This is a genomic window from Tautonia rosea (assembly GCF_012958305.1).
Classification (GTDB): domain Bacteria; phylum Planctomycetota; class Planctomycetia; order Isosphaerales; family Isosphaeraceae; genus Tautonia; species Tautonia rosea.
On sequence record NZ_JABBYO010000018.1, the window covers coordinates 92,953 to 108,881 of the forward strand.

14 protein-coding genes are annotated in these 15,929 nt (G+C 66.1%); 6 read left to right on the forward strand and 8 right to left on the reverse strand.

Features of this window, described 5'->3' with window-relative positions:
* Positions 1-198 precede the first annotated feature (198 nt).
* Positions 199-966: a hypothetical protein gene (locus HG800_RS23625; RefSeq protein WP_169980198.1), complete on the reverse strand. Its 768-nt coding sequence runs from the start codon at positions 964-966 to the stop codon at positions 199-201.
* Positions 967-1,200: 234 nt separating this feature from the next.
* Here HG800_RS23625 and HG800_RS23630 point away from each other — a divergent pair, with 234 nt between their 5' ends.
* Positions 1,201-1,377: a hypothetical protein gene (locus tag HG800_RS23630; RefSeq protein WP_169980200.1), complete on the forward strand. Its 177-nt coding sequence runs from the start codon at positions 1,201-1,203 to the stop codon at positions 1,375-1,377.
* Positions 1,370-4,351, forward strand: a complete 2,982-nt coding sequence (locus HG800_RS23635) for an FG-GAP-like repeat-containing protein (protein WP_169980202.1) — start codon at positions 1,370-1,372, stop codon at positions 4,349-4,351. The genes HG800_RS23630 and HG800_RS23635 overlap by 8 nt, the downstream gene beginning before the upstream one ends.
* 268 nt (positions 4,352-4,619) lie before the next feature.
* Here the strand turns inward: HG800_RS23635 and HG800_RS23640 are convergent, their stop codons facing one another.
* Both HG800_RS23640 and dusB read right to left on the reverse strand, forming a co-directional pair.
* A complete protein-coding gene (locus HG800_RS23640; RefSeq protein ID WP_169980205.1) occupies positions 4,620-6,329 on the reverse strand; it encodes an RNA polymerase sigma factor in 1,710 nt (569 codons plus the stop codon).
* Between the two features lie 120 nt (positions 6,330-6,449).
* Positions 6,450-7,565, reverse strand: coding sequence for a tRNA dihydrouridine synthase DusB (gene dusB, locus HG800_RS23645; protein ID WP_315852098.1), 1,116 nt, complete (start codon positions 7,563-7,565; stop codon positions 6,450-6,452).
* Between the two features lie 481 nt (positions 7,566-8,046).
* Here dusB and HG800_RS23650 point away from each other — a divergent pair, with 481 nt between their 5' ends.
* Entirely contained in the window at positions 8,047-9,249 is a 1,203-nt protein-coding gene (locus HG800_RS23650; RefSeq protein WP_169980207.1) for a class I SAM-dependent methyltransferase, read from the forward strand.
* Between the two features lie 80 nt (positions 9,250-9,329).
* Here the strand turns inward: HG800_RS23650 and HG800_RS23655 are convergent, their stop codons facing one another.
* Positions 9,330-9,683 (reverse strand): winged helix-turn-helix transcriptional regulator, encoded by a 354-nt coding sequence (locus HG800_RS23655; RefSeq protein WP_169980209.1) that lies wholly within the window; start codon positions 9,681-9,683, stop codon positions 9,330-9,332.
* Positions 9,684-9,803: 120 nt separating this feature from the next.
* On the opposite strand from HG800_RS23655, the gene HG800_RS23660 reads away from it, so the two are divergent.
* Entirely contained in the window at positions 9,804-11,135 is a 1,332-nt protein-coding gene (locus tag HG800_RS23660) for an epoxyqueuosine reductase (protein ID WP_206352423.1), read from the forward strand.
* Positions 11,136-11,190: 55 nt separating this feature from the next.
* Here HG800_RS23660 and HG800_RS23665 read toward each other — a convergent pair whose 3' ends face one another.
* The gene (locus HG800_RS23665) at positions 11,191-12,573 is read right to left on the reverse strand and encodes a hypothetical protein (protein WP_169980213.1); all 1,383 of its coding nucleotides are present in this window, start codon (positions 12,571-12,573) and stop codon (positions 11,191-11,193) included.
* Between the two features lie 197 nt (positions 12,574-12,770).
* Here HG800_RS23665 and HG800_RS23670 point away from each other — a divergent pair, with 197 nt between their 5' ends.
* Both HG800_RS23670 and HG800_RS23675 read left to right on the forward strand, forming a co-directional pair.
* Positions 12,771-13,673, forward strand: a complete 903-nt coding sequence (locus tag HG800_RS23670; RefSeq protein ID WP_169980215.1) for a DUF6263 family protein — start codon at positions 12,771-12,773, stop codon at positions 13,671-13,673.
* Between the two features lie 132 nt (positions 13,674-13,805).
* Positions 13,806-14,864 carry a ligase-associated DNA damage response exonuclease gene (locus tag HG800_RS23675; protein WP_169980217.1) on the forward strand — a complete coding sequence of 353 codons (1,059 nt, stop codon included), beginning with the start codon at positions 13,806-13,808 and terminating at the stop codon, positions 14,862-14,864.
* 4 nt (positions 14,865-14,868) lie between these two features.
* Here the strand turns inward: HG800_RS23675 and HG800_RS23680 are convergent, their stop codons facing one another.
* The 3 genes from HG800_RS23680 to HG800_RS23690 form a co-directional block, all read right to left on the reverse strand.
* A complete protein-coding gene (locus tag HG800_RS23680; protein ID WP_169980219.1) occupies positions 14,869-15,231 on the reverse strand; it encodes a DUF5615 family PIN-like protein in 363 nt (120 codons plus the stop codon).
* Positions 15,228-15,521: a hypothetical protein gene (locus tag HG800_RS23685; protein ID WP_169980222.1), complete on the reverse strand. Its 294-nt coding sequence runs from the start codon at positions 15,519-15,521 to the stop codon at positions 15,228-15,230. The genes HG800_RS23680 and HG800_RS23685 overlap by 4 nt, the downstream gene beginning before the upstream one ends.
* A gap of 113 nt (positions 15,522-15,634) precedes the next feature.
* The gene (locus tag HG800_RS23690) at positions 15,635-15,877 is read right to left on the reverse strand and encodes a type II toxin-antitoxin system ParD family antitoxin (RefSeq protein WP_169980225.1); all 243 of its coding nucleotides are present in this window, start codon (positions 15,875-15,877) and stop codon (positions 15,635-15,637) included.
* Between the last annotated feature and the right edge of the window lie 52 nt (positions 15,878-15,929).

The window sequence follows — 15,929 nt, forward strand, 5'->3', positions numbered from 1 at the left end:
CACGTCCTTGTTTGTCCCGGAGATTCGGGGTCCCCGACCGATCCGAGAACACTCGGGCCGTTTCCCTTCGGCCTGAGCCGGGCGAGGGGATTCAGTCAACCCCGGCTCTGTTGCGTCCGCGCCGCGAGATTCTAATGCAAGGCCCCACGGGATCAAGGCCGATCCCGGCAGACCGACCCTCCTCCGAGTTGGCTCGGCTCAAGTTGAATCGGTCGATGCCTCGGGAGCGTCGGACAGCCCCCTGACCGCGCCAAGGGCCACCAGCACGCCGATCAGGCCGTGGGCGAACAACCGAGCACGCGGTTCCCCGGCGAGGGGGAGGATCGGGCGGGCGTCTGGACCGAGCATCAGGCCCCCCAGCTCATAGAGAAGCGCGGCCAGGAGGCCACCGGTTGCTCCTCCCAGGATCGTCCCGCCCAGACTGTTTTCGTCTCCCAGGCCGACGCCGAAGGCCAGGCCACCCACGCCTCCCATCACTCCCCAGAGAATTGACCGGGTACTCAGCGGGGCGAGTAGCTGCGGCGCGACCGGGTCGACATGGTTGACGTACACCGTGAACAGGCCAAAGGCCCCGAGCCCGCAGACAATCGCTCCGACCATCCCGCCGATCCCCGCCCCAAGCCCCGCCGTCGGGACCGATCCCCCGCTGGCCCCACCGGCCAGGCCGAGCAACAGGCCGAGCAAGGCACCTTGCACCGCATAGGTCAGGGTGGCGTCGAGCACCAACCCACGGCGTTCTTCGGGGGTCCGCTGCTCTCCGTCGTCCGGGTCAAGCGAGGGGTCGGCCGGGGCCCCGGCCTTCTCGGCCGGAGCGAACAGACCGACAAACGTTTCGCTGGCGGTTCCGCTCAGCCCGGCCGCGACGATCCCGGCGATCAGGGCCGCGACGGTCGGCGGCAGACCCCGGCGTCTCGGCCGAGGGGTCGGAGCGAGGGCGGGATCGGATCTGGACGCATCACGGCTCATGGTCATTGGCTCCGCGGTGCCGACTGGGCATCGGGTGGCATCCGCCTGGCGGCCTGCGATCGCACTCGTTGAGGAACGCCGAGGCCCGACGCGATCCGGGGCAGACCCCACGAAACTCGACTCGACACCTGCTCCCCTCCCCTGATATCGGGCCATTATCGGTGGCCAACCGTCGGATGCAACCGGGAAACCGCTGGCACAACCGGCATCGGGGTCGAGCCACGAGAAGCGACCATGCAACACCCTTCCGGATTCCTGAATGATGCCTTGCCGATCGATTGGCCGGGGGTCATGATCGAACAGGGAAGACAATCGTATCGCGACGCTCAGCTCGTCGATCAACCATGCGTGGCACCAGCCTGGCGCGTGTTACTCCGTTCGGTCCGATGCGAGGGGGTTCCTGGTGGCTGAAGCGCAGAGCCTATCCTCAGGCCAGCGACGTTCTTCGTGGCTGCGCAGCCTGATCTGGGGGCTGCCAATCGTCGCGATGCTCGGCGTCGCGGGTGCCTGGTGGTCCTCGGTCCGCCGCGACGCGAACGAGTTGAGCCAGGCGAACCGTGAGCTGGCCGCCGGTCAGCTCGAATCGGCCCGGGCTCGGCTGCTCCGCCTCGCGGAACGTCGGCCCGATCAATCCGAGGTGGCCTTCGCGCTGGGGGATTGCGAGGCCAAGCTCGGCCACATCGACGCCGCGATGGCTGCCTGGGACCGAATCCCGCTCGATGCGGAACTCGGCCCCAAGGCTGCCCTCGAACGGGCCTGGCTGGCCGTCGAACACGGCCGACTGGCCGAGGCCGAGCCCTCGCTGGCCGCGCTCGTCGATCGCCGCGACGCCATCGGCGACGAGGCCATCCGACTGACCCAGCGCCTCTACTTCTTCTCCGGCCGATCGGAACGGCTCCCCGAGTGGTTCGAACGCCAGTGGCGGGCATCCCCTTCACTCGAATCGCTTGAAGCGGCGAAGCTGCTCCGATCGCGCTGGCTGGCCGAGACGCACGCTCCCCCCATCAGTGCCCTGGCTGAGGCCCTCGAACGCCAACACCGCGAGGCTCCCGAGGACGACCGCGTCTGGCTCGGCCTGGCCGACCTGGCCGTCGAATCCGGACGGCTCGACGAGGCCGACGCCTGGCTCACGCGTTGCGAGGCCGAACGCCCCGATGACCCCGACGTCGCTCGCATCCGACTCAACTGGGCCCTGGCCGCCGGTCGCCCCGACCGCGCCGAGCAGGCCATGCGCCTCATCCCGGCCGCTGACCTTCCCCCCGATCGCATCGCCACACTTCAGGCCCGGCTCGCCGCGATCCAGGGCGACCCCGCGGCCGAACGGCTCGCCTTGGAATCATTGATTGATCTTCAACCCGGCGACGCCACAGCCTGGGGACGCCTGGCCGACCTGGCCGCTCTGGACGGCGACGCCTCCGCCGAGGATCGCACCACCCTCCGCGACCGCAAGCGCGAACTGGACCGTCTGCACGACGACTACGCCGAGCTGATGGCCAACATCGAATATGGCGACCTCGATCCCGTGCCCGAACTGGCCCGGCTGGCCGAATCGCTCGGCCGTCGTTTTGAGGCGATCGGCTGGTGGACCGTGCTCGCTCGCCTCGACCCCTCGAACGCCGAGGCCCGCGCCGGGCTCGACCGCGCCCGATCCCTTCCCGAACCTCCCGTCCCCGAGCCTGGCCGATCCCTGGCTGACCTTATCCTCAAAAGCTCATTTGCCGATGTGGTCTCCTCAGGGGCTGATTCCCTCACCATCCCCCGCTTCCGCGACGACGCCGAGACCGCCGGCCTTCGCTTCGCCTTCGACCCCGGCTGGACCCGGCTCCGCCAGCTCCCCGAGACCATGTCGGGCGGCCTGGCCCTGCTGGATTATGACGGGGACGGCTGGCTCGATGTCTTCGTCGTCCAGGGCGGCCCCTTCCCCCCCGACCCTTCTCGAAATCTCCCCGGCGATCGCCTCTTCCGCAACAACGGCGACGGCACCTTCGCCGACGTGACCGAGGCCGCCGGCCTGCCCGCCACCTCGCAGGGCTACAGCCACGGCGTGACCGTGGGGGATATCGACAACGACGGGCATCCCGACCTGTTCATTACCCGATGGCGCTCGTATGCCCTCTATCGCAACCGAGGGGACGGCACGTTCGAGGACTTGACCGAGGCCGCCGGCCTGGGTGGCGATCGCGGCTGGCCCACCTCGGCCGCCTTTGCCGACCTCGACAACGACGGCGACCTCGACCTGTTCGTCTGCCACTACCTGCACTGGGACCCCGAACGCGAGGAGCCCTGCATCGACCCCAACCGCCCCGGCGAGCACATGTACTGCATCCCTCGCCGCTACGCCGCCGAGCACGACCGCGTCTATCGCAACGACGACGGCCAGTTTGTCGACGTGACCGAGGCGTCCGGCCTCTCCGATCCCGACGGCCGCGGCCTCGGCGTGGTCGCCGCCGACCTCGACGGCGACGGCCTGGTCGACCTGTTCGTCGCCAACGACATGACGGCCGACGCCTTCCACCGCAACCTCGGCGGTTTCCGCTTCGAGGAGATGGGCGAGGTCGCCGGTGTGGCCTCGAACGCCGACGGCGGCTACCAGGCCGGCATGGGGATCGCCTGCGGCGACCTGGACGGCGACGGCCTCCCCGAGCTGGCCGTGACCAACTTCTACGGCGAGTCCACCTCCCTGTTTCGCAACCTCGGCGGCTCCCAGTTCGCCTACGCCTCGGCCGATGCCCGCCTCGCCCCCGCCACCCGGTTCGTCCTCGGCTTCGGCCTGGCCTTCCTCGACGCCAACAACGACGGCATCCTCGACCTCGTCCAGGCCAACGGCCACGTCAACGACTTCCGCCCCGGCACCCCGTACGCCATGCCCGCGCAACTGCTCCTCGGTCTCGGCAACGCCCGCTTCGCCGACGTTTCCGAACGCTCCGGCTCCTGCTGGTCCGTCGATCGCGTCGGCCGCGGATTGGTCGTCGGCGATCTCGACAACAACGGACTCCTCGACGCCTTGATCCTCTCCCAGGATCACCCGCTCGCCTTCCTCCGCAACCTCGGCCCCGAAGGCCAAGCATCCTCATCCTATCACTTCCTCACTCTCCACCTCGAAGGCACCACCTCGAACCGCGACGCCCTCGGCGCGGTCGTCACCGTCACCTCCTCCGGCCGCACCCAGACTGCCCAGCGCTTCGGCGGCGGCAGCTACCTCTCGTCCGGCGACCCCCGCCTCCACTTCGGCCTTGGCCCTTCCTCCTCCCCCGTCACCGTCGAGGTCCGCTGGCCCTCCGGCCAGGTCCAGCGCTTCGTCGATCTTGCGATCGACGCCGCCTACCGCCTTGTCGAAGACAAGCCTGAGGCCCGTCCCCTCGAAGGCTGGTCCGAATCACGATGAGGCGACCGCCATGACGAGAGGCCTCCGCCGGGTGGCCCGGGTTCCGCGCCAGCGGACCCCGGGTGGACCGGACCAAGCTGGGCCAGCGGCCCCCGCGCCCGGGGTCCGCTGGCGCGGAACCCGGGGCACCCGGCGCGAGGTCCTTGACACCGAACCAGCGACGGATGTTCTCCATCTCGGATGTCAACCGAGCGAGGACCGCCTGCCAGTTCATGCCGTTTCCTCCGCTCGCCTGCGAGGCATTCGTGGCTCTGGCCGATCATGACATTCAATCCGAGTTGTCCCCGCCTTGCACTCCCTCGGGTTTCTCTCCACCCCGGATTGCTCGGAGTTCGTCCAGGATCGCGTCGAGTTTCTGTTCGAGCAATTCGATGCGTTGATCCGGGGTCGGCCCGGAGGCCGGCCGCTGCTGGAAAGGATTGCGTCGAGCCGGGGCCGGCCCGGCATCCGGGCGAAGTCTCCCGAAAGGATCAGAGCCACGGGCCTCGCGAGCCTCGCCTTCTCGGGCGCGGTCCAGTTCGAAGGGAGACGATTCAGGGCCGATGAGCCGCTCCTCGACGATCTCGACTTCGTTCGGTTCGGGACCGATGAGCCGCTCCTCGACGATCTCGACTTCGTTCGGTTCGGGACCGATGAGCCGCTCCTCGACGATCTCGACTTCGTTCGGTTCGGGACCGATGAGCCGCTCCTCGACCAACTCTGGTGGACCCTGGAGGGCCGTGACGAGGCGGCGAATCTGTTCAAGCCGCGTGCGGACCTCGTCATGCACTTCCGCCGTATGGCGGATGACCATCCTGCTCGTTGAGGGAAGGGGGATGAGCACTCCTTCGGGAAGCGTGTCCCCGGGGGGGACCTCCTCACCCGGGAAGCGCGTGATGGTCCATGTGTCCGGCGCAACCGATGCGGTCAGGAGCTCAATGAGCGGTTCAAAGTCGGCAGAACGTGTGATTTGCGTAAGTCGTGGATCAAGTCCCTCTTGGTGGTAACCACGCACGATATGGTTGAAGGCAATGAGGTCGGGCACCGCATAGGTTTTCGTAACCATCCTCCCCTCATCCGACACCCCTTCCGTCACCGTGGCGGGCGACGGGTCCGGCTTCGACTGCGCCGAAAGCGACGCTCCAACCGCGAAGACCCCCGCTGACATCACCCCAGCCACCAGCACTCGATGAATCATGCTCGACTCCTTCACCAGTGTCACCGCCGCGGCGATCGCCCCGGCCGGGACCGTCCCGACCAGGCCGATCACTCCCCCGTGCGTTGCGGACACTGCGTTCTGGACCGTCGCATGGAGCAACGACCCTCGAATCGCCTCCGAGCCGGATCGCATGAGCAACCCGGGGCCGATCAGCACGCCCGACGACGGTGCCAGCCCTCGCCGATCGAGCCGCGATCGGAGCCGTTCCCGAGCCCTCGCCAATCGGCTGCGGACCGTCCCCACCGGCCAGCCGAGCCGGTCGGCCGCCTGGTCGTGGGTGAGCCCCTCGATCAGGCAGAGCACAATCGGCAGGCGCTGCGCCTCAGGCAAGCGGGCGATCTCCTCGTGCAAGGCGGCCCCGAGGTCATCGGGAACGCCCGGCTCGAAGGAGGAGGGCATCAAGGCGGCGGCCTTCGCGTCGATCCGACGGCGCCGGGCCTGATCGTTCCGCATCCGAGTCGCGACCCGGACCGTCACCGCGTGCAGCCACGGACCGATCGAATCACGGACCCAGAGCGACCTTGCCCGCTTCGCCAGGGTGACGAACACGGCCTGAAACGCATCGTCGGCCAGGTCGCGATCGTTCACGATCGACCGCGCGACGCGCTGCACCATCGGCCCGTGCCGCTCGACCAGGATTTCGAACGCCCGTTCCGCCCTCGTCCCCTCCCGGGTGACGAACCGCTCCAGCAACTGCCCGTCCGACATCCCCAGGCCCGAACCACCCCCGAACAGGGTGCCAAGGTGCCGGAGACTCGCCTCGTTCATCGCTCTGGGCACGGCTCGTGATCCTTCCTTCGACTCGGAGTGTCCACGAGGTAATGCCGGATTGAGCCACGATCAATCCAGTTTATTTCTGAAATCTCTCCGAGCCGGTGTGTCAGGAACGGTCTCGCTCCCTCACCACTTGTCGATCGGCCCCTTCGGCGTCGGCACGCGAGGCTCGAACTGCGAGGGCAGGGGGGTGGTCGGCCCGGCGGCGCGGATCTGATCGACGACGGAATCGAAGACGGCGACGCTCGGCAGGTTGACGAGCTGCAGGTACAGTTCCTTCGGTGGCCGGATCGCGTAGCTGTACCACTTCAACACCTTGCGGAACTGGAGGCAGGCCAGGTGCGCGCCCCGCGTCTCGACCAGTCGGTGGAAGTGGCGGACCATCACATTCAGGCGATCCTCGAACCCCGGCTCCGGCCCGGCGGTGCCGTGCTCGGCCCAGTGCAACAACTGGCGGAACAGGAACGGATTCGAGAGCGACCCCCGGCCGATCGAGATGGCCGCGCAGCCGGTCTCGCGGAACATCGCCTCGGCATCCACCAGGGTGCGAATATCTCCATTTCCGATGATCGGCATGCGATCAACCGCCTCGACCACCCGGGCAATCCCCTCACGATCGACCGACCCGCTGAACCCCTGCGCCCTCGTTCTTCCATGCACGATCACCGCCGCCACGCCGATCGACTCGAACAGCCTCGCCAGTTCCGGCGCCGTCGGATTCTGCTGGTCCCACCCCAGCCGCATCTTCACCGTCACCGGCACCGGCGAATGCTCGACCACGGCACTCACCAGCCGCTTTGCCCCCTCGCTGTCGCACATCAAGGCCGAGCCGCCGCCGCACTTCACCACCTTGCGCACGGGGCAACCCATGTTGATGTCAATGATCGACGGCCCGAGGTCGCTCACGATCTTCGTCGCCTCGATCATCTCCCAGGCCGTCGCGCCGTAAATCTGAATCGACGCCGGCTGGTCCTCCCCGCAGGTCGAGGCCAGGTCGAACGCCTTGGCACGCTTCTCGATCAGCGACCGCGCATTCACCAGGTCGGTCGTCGCCAGGCCCAGGCCCCCCAGCTCGCGGACCGTCAGTCGATACGCCAAGGCCGTGTACCCGGCCAGCGGCGAGAGGAAGAAGCGGGTCGGGACCGTCACCGAGCCGATCGTCAGCGGCTCCTTCGCCCACGCGGGGGGGGCGGGCAGCGGTCGGGATTGATCTGGTCGGGCACTCGGAGCAATCGCGGACACGATGGCGGGCCTCCTCCATCGAGATCGAGCGGATGGGGGTCAGATTGGCGCAAGATTCGTTATTCTAGTCGAATCGAGCCCGATGTGTCAGACCCGGTTCGTGGATCGCAGGACGATTGCAACGTCTTGGAGGTAGCCTTTTCGGCGGTAGACCTTCCACCCTCAAATGATGCGTCGCCCCTCTGCGCTGGGTGGCCCCGGTTGCTCGCCAACCGGGGCGGCGCAGCCGCGAGAGGTGATGGCAGGCGACACCGAAACCGCGTGTCGCTCCGCGACCCCGGTTGACGAGCAACCGGGGCCACCCAGCAAAAACCCATCATTTTTGAGTGGAAGCGGTTGTCGGGTGCGTCGAGTCCTCGGAGACGCACCGGGAAGGCGGATCGGTGCGTCTCCGAGGACTCGACGCACCCGACGCGAGGAATGTTGCCATCGTCCTGTCGCGAATCAAAGACCCACGATTGCCTCTCTTTTGGAACGATTCATGCTCCCCCTCGACGCCGAAGCTTTCCTGATCACGACCGACGACGGCCGCACCCTGCTTGCCGAGGTTGAGGCGACCCCTCGTCCCGGCCCTTCGGCCCTAGCGCGCTGGCGCAAGGCGGTCCCGGCCGAGGTCGTCTCGGCCGCCCTCCGCCTGGCCGAGGCCCGCCGCAAAGGGCGAGCCAAGTTCGACCGCGCCGACCGCATGTGGCTCGACCCCGTCGGCGTCGAACAGGCGACCGCCGAACCCGTCGCCCGCCACAAGGGCGAGCGGTTCCAGGGCACTCCCCTCGTCGTCGATCTCTGCTGCGGGATCGGCGGCGATGCCATCGCGCAGGCCACCGTGGCCAATCGCGTGATCGGCGTCGATCGCGACGAGGGCATGGCCCGCCGCGCCCTCTGGAACGCAGGGGTCTACGAGGTCGGCGATCGCCTCACCACCATCGTCGCCGATGCCTTGCGATTCCCGATCCCCGACGGTGCCCGCCTCCACGTCGATCCCGACCGCCGCGTCGAAGGCTCCCGCCGCGCCGCCCAGATGCTCAGCGATTACCACCCCGGACCCCACGCCCTGCTTGACCTGACCGAGCGCGCCCGAGGCGGCGCAATCAAGCTCGGTCCGGCCAGCGACTTCAACGCACACTTTTATGGCGATCGTTATGAGGTCGAACTCGTCAGCCTCGGCGGCGAGGCCCGCGAGGCGACCGCCTGGTTCGGCGACCTCGTCACCTGCCGACGCCGCGCCACCCGGCTCCCCGAAGGAACCACCTGGACCGACCGCGACGGCCCCCCTGGCGGCTTTGCCCCCGCCCGAACGCTCGACGCCTGGGCCTTCGACCCCGATCCGGCCCTCCTGCGTTCCGGCCTCGTCGAATCCTTTGCCGAGGCCCACGACCTCGGCCGGATCAACGACGCGACCGACTTCCTCACCGGTCCTGCTCGCGTCGATTCCCCGTTTCTCGCTGCCTTTGAAGTCCTCGACGAGTTCCCGATCGACGTGAAGGTCCTCCGCCGCGCCCTGCTCGAACGCAACGTCGGCACCCTTGAAATCAAGGTCCGCGGCCTGGAGATCCGCCCCGAAACCCTCCGCTCCCAGCTCCGCCCCAAAGGGGCCGAATCGGCCACAATCCTCCTCGTCGGCGGCGGCCGCGATGCCCCCTCCCGCGCCGTCCTCGCCCGGCGAGCACCGGCCATTACCTCTTGATCCCGCCTCCCCACGCATGACACCCAGATCATCGAGGAAATTCAAAAAGTTTTGATGAATAAACGTTAAGCTCAATAGTCTCAGGCATCCTTCAGCTTCAAGCCTGCCTCGGTCCCCTCGATGTTGGCTAGGCCCCAGCGGGCGATCGCGTCGAGCACCGGTCGCAGCGAATTCCCCTTCGTGGTGAGCCGGTAGCGGTCCCGTCGCGATTCCTCGTCGGAGGCCGCCTTCTCGACCAGCCCGTGCTCGACCAGCCGCTGCAGGCGATCGGTGAGGATGTTCGTCGCAATCCCTTCCGGTGACCTGCAAAACTCCACGAACTGCGACTTGCCGCACATCAGGTCCCGGACCACCAGCAGCGTCCACCTGTCGCCAATCAGGTCCAGCGAGCACGACACCGGACACGGTGATCGCCGCTTCGTCGGGCGTTTCATCGTTCCCTCCTCAATGCGTTCGAACATCTCGCCCATGCCCCCTTGACAGTATCCGAGGCGAACTTGTAGTTTGCAAGTCTGACGCTTGCGTTTTGCAAGTGAATGGGAGGTGGTGAACTGATGACCCGATTGGAACAGCATCCGACGGTGGTGGCGATCGGCCGCATGCCCCGTCGCCCGAGCGGTCTGGCCCGGCTGGATGCGGCGGAATTGCGCCGGATCTGCCTGGAGGCCGGGGCGGACGACGTGGGGTTCGTCGCGATCGATCGGCCCGAGCTCGACGCCGAGCGATCGGACGTGCTTCGGGTCTATCCGGCGACGAGGACGGTGATCGCCCTCGTCTGCCGGATGACCCCGGAGGCGGTCCGGAGCCCTGCCCGCAACATGGCCAACCAAGAGTTCCACGCCACCGGAGACGAGGTGAACGACACCGCCCGCCGGATTGTCCGCGAACTGGCCGGGCTGGGCGTTCGAGGTCTCAATCCGCCCATGGCCTTCCCGATGGAGATGGACCGCTTCCCCGAGAAGACGTGGTCGCTCTCGCTCAAACCCCTGGCCGTCGCGGCCGGGCTTGGCCAGATGGGCTTGCATCGTAACGTCATCCACCCGCGCTTTGGCAGCTTCATCCTGCTCGGGGCCGTCTTCATCGATACCGAGGTGACCGAGCAGGGCCGGGCGATCGACTACAACCCATGTGTCACCTGCAAGCTCTGCGTCGCGGCCTGCCCGGTCGGAGCGATCTCGTCGGACGGCGCGTTCGACTTCTCCTCCTGCTATTCGCATAACTACCGCGAGTTCATGGGAGGCTTCACCGAGTGGGTCGAGACGGTGGCCGAGAGCGGTAGCGGCAAGGCCTATCGCGCAAAAGTCAGCGATGGTGAAAGCGCCTCGATGTGGCAATCACTCGCCTACGGGCCGAACTACAAGGCGGCCTATTGCCTGGCGGTCTGCCCGGCCGGCGAGGACGTGATCGGCCCCTTCCTGGACGATCGGAGCGGCTTCCTCAACGACATCGTCAAGCCGCTCCAGGCCAAGGAAGAGACGATCTACGTGCAGCCCAACTCGGATGCCGAGGCGTATGTCGCCCGGCGATTCCCCCACAAACGCACGTCCCGGGTCGGGGCGGTCCTGCGGCCGAACTCGGTTGGCTTGTTCATCCGCTTCATGCGCAACGTCTTCCAGCGAGGCCAGTCCAGGGGCCTTGCCGCCACCTACCACTTCCGCTTCACCGGAAACGAGCGGGCCGAGTGCACGGTGATCATCCGCGATCAATCGATCGAGGTCCTCGACGGTTGCGTCGGTCAGCCCGACCTGCGGGTCACGACTGATTCCGCAAGCTGGCTCCGCTTCCTCCGCAAGGAGATCAGCATCGTCTGGCTCCTGCTGACCCTCCGGGTCCGTTTGCGAGGCGATCCGAGACTTCTGATCGCCTTCGGCCGATGTTTCCCCTGATCGATCGAACGTGTCTCGCGGCCCGAACGGGCCGAGGGCGCTCGCGGATCGATCGTCAGCCCGGCGGGGGGCCGTCGGGGAAGTCCGATTTGGTCTCGCGGAGGATCGCCCGGATCTCGTCGCGCAGCTCGGGCGTCAGGTGGTCGAAGTCGGCATCACGTTCCCGGCCCGAGAGGATCGCGTCGAGCCGGTCGTACACAGCCTGTTTGGCCACCGGGGGCAGGGCGTCGAACGCCTCGGAGTAAATCAGGTAGCTCAGTGGGTAGCGGAACAGCCGGGTCTTCAGGTCAAAGTCACGCAGCGATCGCCCTTGCTCGTCCTTCGGGCCGAGGGTGGCAAAGTGCTCCGTAAACCCAGACGTGCCGGTGATCGGTTCCGTCAACCGAGCCTCCTCGACGAACAAAAGCGCTCGTACGAGATCATCGGCCGCCGACTCGACTCGTCGGACCGAGCTGGGGGATCGGTGCTCACTCGACCGGCCAAGCGCCTCGTTCATCGTCTGGTCATAGTGCGCGGCCATGCGCGTCTGGTAGCTGAGTGCGGTGATATGGTTCTGCGTCTGGGTCTGATGCTCCATCACCATTAACGCAACAACATCACTTGTTTTCGCCAGATAAGGCGAGGTGTTGAAGCGATCGGACAGCTCGGTTCGATTCGTCGCGCCGCGGCGGTCCAACTCCTCCGGCCGGTCCCGATCACGGACGAAGGCGTTCCCCATGTGCTCCTGATCGCCGAGGGTTCCGGTCACGTACCAGCCTCCCCAGCGCTCGGCGATTGGGCTGGTGTGGTCGGTCAGGAAGGTCCCGGCGTTGTACACCGGCTGGCCGTCGGGGCTCGGAAAAACCGACCGCACGAGATGCCCCGGCACCCCCTGGGTTCGGGGCGTCGCGTGGCAACTAAGGCAATCGTGCGTCCTCCGCTCGAATTCCGGCAGGCGTGTACGCGCCTGGTCGAGCTGATAAAAGACCGCCCCTTGCTCCGGATCAACCGCTGTGATCTCCAGGAAATCGCTCCCCGGAATCCAACCAATGTACACATCATCGGAAAAGTAGATGGCTCTTGGCGTTCTCGGTGAGATCCGGCTCTGCTGGAAGCTCGTCTTGCTGAACACCAGGGTCTGCGAGGTCGGCGAAACCCCCAACGCCTCCAGGACCGCCGGCAAGTACCCCCGCGTCGCATCATACGACAACCGGACCTCTCCCTCCGCCAGCTTTTCCTGCAACCGGGCGATCGGATCGTCCACCTCAGCCGTCAAGTAATCGATCGGCGAACGCTCGAACCCCAGGTCCTGTCCCTTGGCTGTCCCCATCGCCAGGACCACGGCCACCCCCCACGTCGTTGCCACCAGCCCCGTTTTTCTCCACGCGACCTTGCCCATCGTCACGTCCTCCAGCTCCCAATCACGCTCGGTCTTCGTTCCTTCATCTTGATCGAGCATAATCGATCTGAAATGGGACTTCAATATCCGATTTTGTGGTTTTTGTCGGGTGCTTGTCGAGGAGGGGTGTCGCTGGTCAAACTGGTTCCCTGGCCCGGTCGGAGCGTCCGGTACGAGAGGAGTCCGGCGGCCGGGGAGTGAGGAACCGTCTCGGGTGATCGAAAATCGCCTGATGATGGGACAAGGGAGACGACCCGATGCCGCCGCGATCTCGATCTGTGTTGCGATGGGTTCCGATGGTCTGCCTGCTGCTCGCCGTTCCGGCAGGGGCCGCGGAAACCCTGCGCTGGACGTTTGCCGAGGGAGACACACACTCCTATGAGCTGAACCAGACGACCGTCACCACGGCGATGGTCCAGAATCAGGAAGTCAAGACCACCATCAATCAGACGGTGGACATGGCCTGGAAGGTGGACTCGGTCAATTCGGACGGCTCGGCGCGGGTGGCGCAGACAATCGAGCGAGTGCGGGTGTCGCTCGATTCTCAGTTCGCCAGCTTCGAGTACGACTCTCAGGACGAGGCGGCCGGCGAAGGCCCGGCGGCGATGCTCAAGCCGGTCATCGACGCCCTGGTTGGTGCTCGGGTCGTTCTGGTGATGACCCCCCGGGGCGAGGTCAACGACGTGGAGGTGCCCGACGAGATGATCGAGCGGCTCCGCAACGCCGGCCCCGGCGCCCAGGCCTTGCAGAACCTTGCCTCGGCCGAGGGTATGAAGGGTCTGATTGGCCAGTCCACCTTGATCCTGCCCGAGGAGGGAGTCGAGCCCGGTGCGACCTGGACCCGGAAAGTCGAGCTGCCCACCCCTCAAGGGACCCTCGCCCTGACCAATACCTACAGCCTGGACGAGGCCGAATCCGATGCAACTGCCAAGATCAGTCTGTCCATGAATATCGATGAGTTCAAGGTGGCCCCCGATGCTCCCTTCGAGATGAAGGTCGAGGAACAGAACGGCACAGGCTCCTACACCTTCGATACCGCTGCTGGCCGCCTCAGCGCGTCCGAGGTCAAGCAGGGGCTCCGCGCCGTCATCAGTGTTCAGGGTCAGGAGATCACCTCGATTACCGACTCCAACGCGACCTTTACTCGCACGGGAGACTGATCCGTTCCTCCGGGTTCAACCCCTTGATCTCTGGGGCGACTGGGGCTGCGTTGCGGTTTCCAGTCGCACCGGGGATCACCCCTCCCCACAAACCCTCTCCCCGGACCTGCCGGCCCGCCTACAATCGACGGCATGAACCCCTCCCAAGCCGTCCTTCAGTTGACGCGAGCCGGGCTCTACTGCCCGGCCGGCGACTTCTTCATCGACCCCTGGTCGCCGGTCGATCGAGCCGTGATCACCCATGCGCATGCCGATCATGCCCGTTGGGGATCGCAGCGCTACCTCACCACTCGTGAAGGAGCCGGCGTGCTTCGCGTTCGGGTCGGAGACGAGCCGATCATCGACGCGCTGGACTACGGCCAATCCACCGAGATCAACGGTGTGCGCGTCTCCCTCCACCCGGCTGGCCACATTCTCGGTTCGAGCCAGGTGCGGGTCGAACACAAGGGGCACGTCTGGGTCGTCTCGGGAGATTACAAGGTCGGCCCCGATGCCACCTGCTCCGTCTTCGATCCTGTGCGCTGCCACGTCTTCATCACCGAATCAACCTTCGGCCTGCCCATCTACCGCTGGCCCGATCAGTCCGAGGTGTTCGATGCGATCAACGCCTGGTGGCGCAAGAACGCCGATGAGGGTAAAGTCTGCCTGCTCTACGCCTATGCCCTGGGCAAGGCCCAGCGCTTGCTCTCCGGCCTTGATCCCTCCATCGGCCCCATTTTCTGCCACGGTGCGGTCGAAAAGCTGAACACCGCCTACCGCGAGGGGGGCGTCCCCCTGCCGCCGACCCAGTACGCCGGCCATGCCTCGAACCGAAGCGCCTGGGCTCGGGGGATCGTTATCGCCCCCCCCTCGGCCCACGGAACCCCCTGGTCGCGCAAGTTCAGCCCCTCCTCCTCGGCCTTCGCCTCCGGCTGGATGGCCATCCGGGGCACCCGTCGCCGCCGCGCCGTCGATCGCGGCTTCATCCTCTCCGACCACGCCGACTGGCCCGGCCTGCTCGGCGCCATCGACGCCACCGGGGCCGACACCGTCTGGGCCACGCATGGCTATTCCGCCGTCCTCGTCCGCTGGCTCCGCGAGTACGGCAAAGACGCCGAGGTCGTTGCCACGCGATTCGTCGGAGAGGAGGGCATTGACGCTGAAGAATCGGAGCTCGCCGAAGTGGGTGATGTCGACTCCGGAGAGACGTAAGCGATCATCGCCAATGGTTCAGAACATGAATCTGATTCGGGATCATCACGCCCGAGGATTCCAGTTTGGTCATCGCGGACGTGATGCCTGCGTCGGTCAAATTGTTGCGAGGATCATTGTCGAACCGCACGACAAGAATACCGGGATGGCTTCCCCCGACAGCGAGAACGAGGTCGTGGAGATCGGCAAAGTCTTCGTGATCTCGCGTGAGAACCAGGCGGCCTTCGGTGACAGCCCAGGCCAGGAGCCTGGCATCGGACACCGATCGTAAGCCAGCCTCTGCGGCCAGCAGCACGTCGTGACCTGCTGCCGTGAGTCGTGTGGCAAGTCGACGGCTGCCCATGTTCTCGTCAACCAGAATGATCATGACCGAGATGGGCGATCCAGGCCCCTGGCATGCACATCGGCCGCTTCGCGGTTCCGTTCAGCCTCGATCAATGGGAGATGATGGTTCGCATACTCAAGTGCTTCTCGAACCGCTTCGATTGGCACGTCGAATTCGTCGGCGAATTCCTCGGGGGTGTAAGGGTCGGGGCCGTGGACGGCCTCGAACACAATCGCGGCGCGGATCCGTCGCCCCTTGAGGAAAAGCTGGCGGTAATTCGAGCCGGGTCTCGGCTCAAGGTACTGGTACTGAGTAACAGTTGTCATGGCCATCGTATTGCTCCCGATCACCGAAGACCATTGTGTGTGTTCGTTCCTCAAGCAGATCAAAGATCAATGTCCCGCGCCGAGTACGCTTCTTCCATGATGAACTTGATTGCAGACCTTCACGATCCAGCACGCTCTTGCCGATCCCGTTCCCAGACTTCTCGCTCAAGTTCATCCCAATCTTCGCGAGTCATTGGGGTTGCCGGGCCGTTTTCAAGCGCCTCGATGAGCTTCGCATCGATCCCGGCCTTCGCCTGACGGAGTTGGGCCTCTCGGACGAGGGCCAGGGGGTACTCACCGGCCGAGGCACAACCCTGCTCTGCTGCCTGGGCTTCGATGAATAACCTTATCTCATTGGGCAAGAGAGATCGTAATCGTTGACATGCTTGGTTCCGTTTCGGCGAAGCGGGAATT

Bases quoted from the DNA above. Each gene is read 5' to 3' on its own strand.
- HG800_RS23660 (WP_206352423.1), top strand. From the start codon at position 9,804: ATGACCCGATTGGAACAGCATCCGACGGTGGTGGCGATCGGCCGCATG.
- HG800_RS23665 (WP_169980213.1), bottom strand. From the start codon at position 12,573: ATGCTCGATCAAGATGAAGGAACGAAGACCGAGCGTGATTGGGAGCTG.
- HG800_RS23655 (WP_169980209.1), bottom strand. From the start codon at position 9,683: ATGAAACGCCCGACGAAGCGGCGATCACCGTGTCCGGTGTCGTGCTCG.
- HG800_RS23650 (WP_169980207.1), top strand. From the start codon at position 8,047: ATGCTCCCCCTCGACGCCGAAGCTTTCCTGATCACGACCGACGACGGC.
- HG800_RS23680 (WP_169980219.1), bottom strand. From the start codon at position 15,231: ATGATCATTCTGGTTGACGAGAACATGGGCAGCCGTCGACTTGCCACA.
- HG800_RS23630 (WP_169980200.1), top strand. From the start codon at position 1,201: ATGCAACACCCTTCCGGATTCCTGAATGATGCCTTGCCGATCGATTGG.
- HG800_RS23675 (WP_169980217.1), top strand. From the start codon at position 13,806: ATGAACCCCTCCCAAGCCGTCCTTCAGTTGACGCGAGCCGGGCTCTAC.
- HG800_RS23625 (WP_169980198.1), bottom strand. From the start codon at position 966: ATGAGCCGTGATGCGTCCAGATCCGATCCCGCCCTCGCTCCGACCCCT.
- HG800_RS23670 (WP_169980215.1), top strand. From the start codon at position 12,771: ATGCCGCCGCGATCTCGATCTGTGTTGCGATGGGTTCCGATGGTCTGC.
- HG800_RS23685 (WP_169980222.1), bottom strand. From the start codon at position 15,521: ATGGCCATGACAACTGTTACTCAGTACCAGTACCTTGAGCCGAGACCC.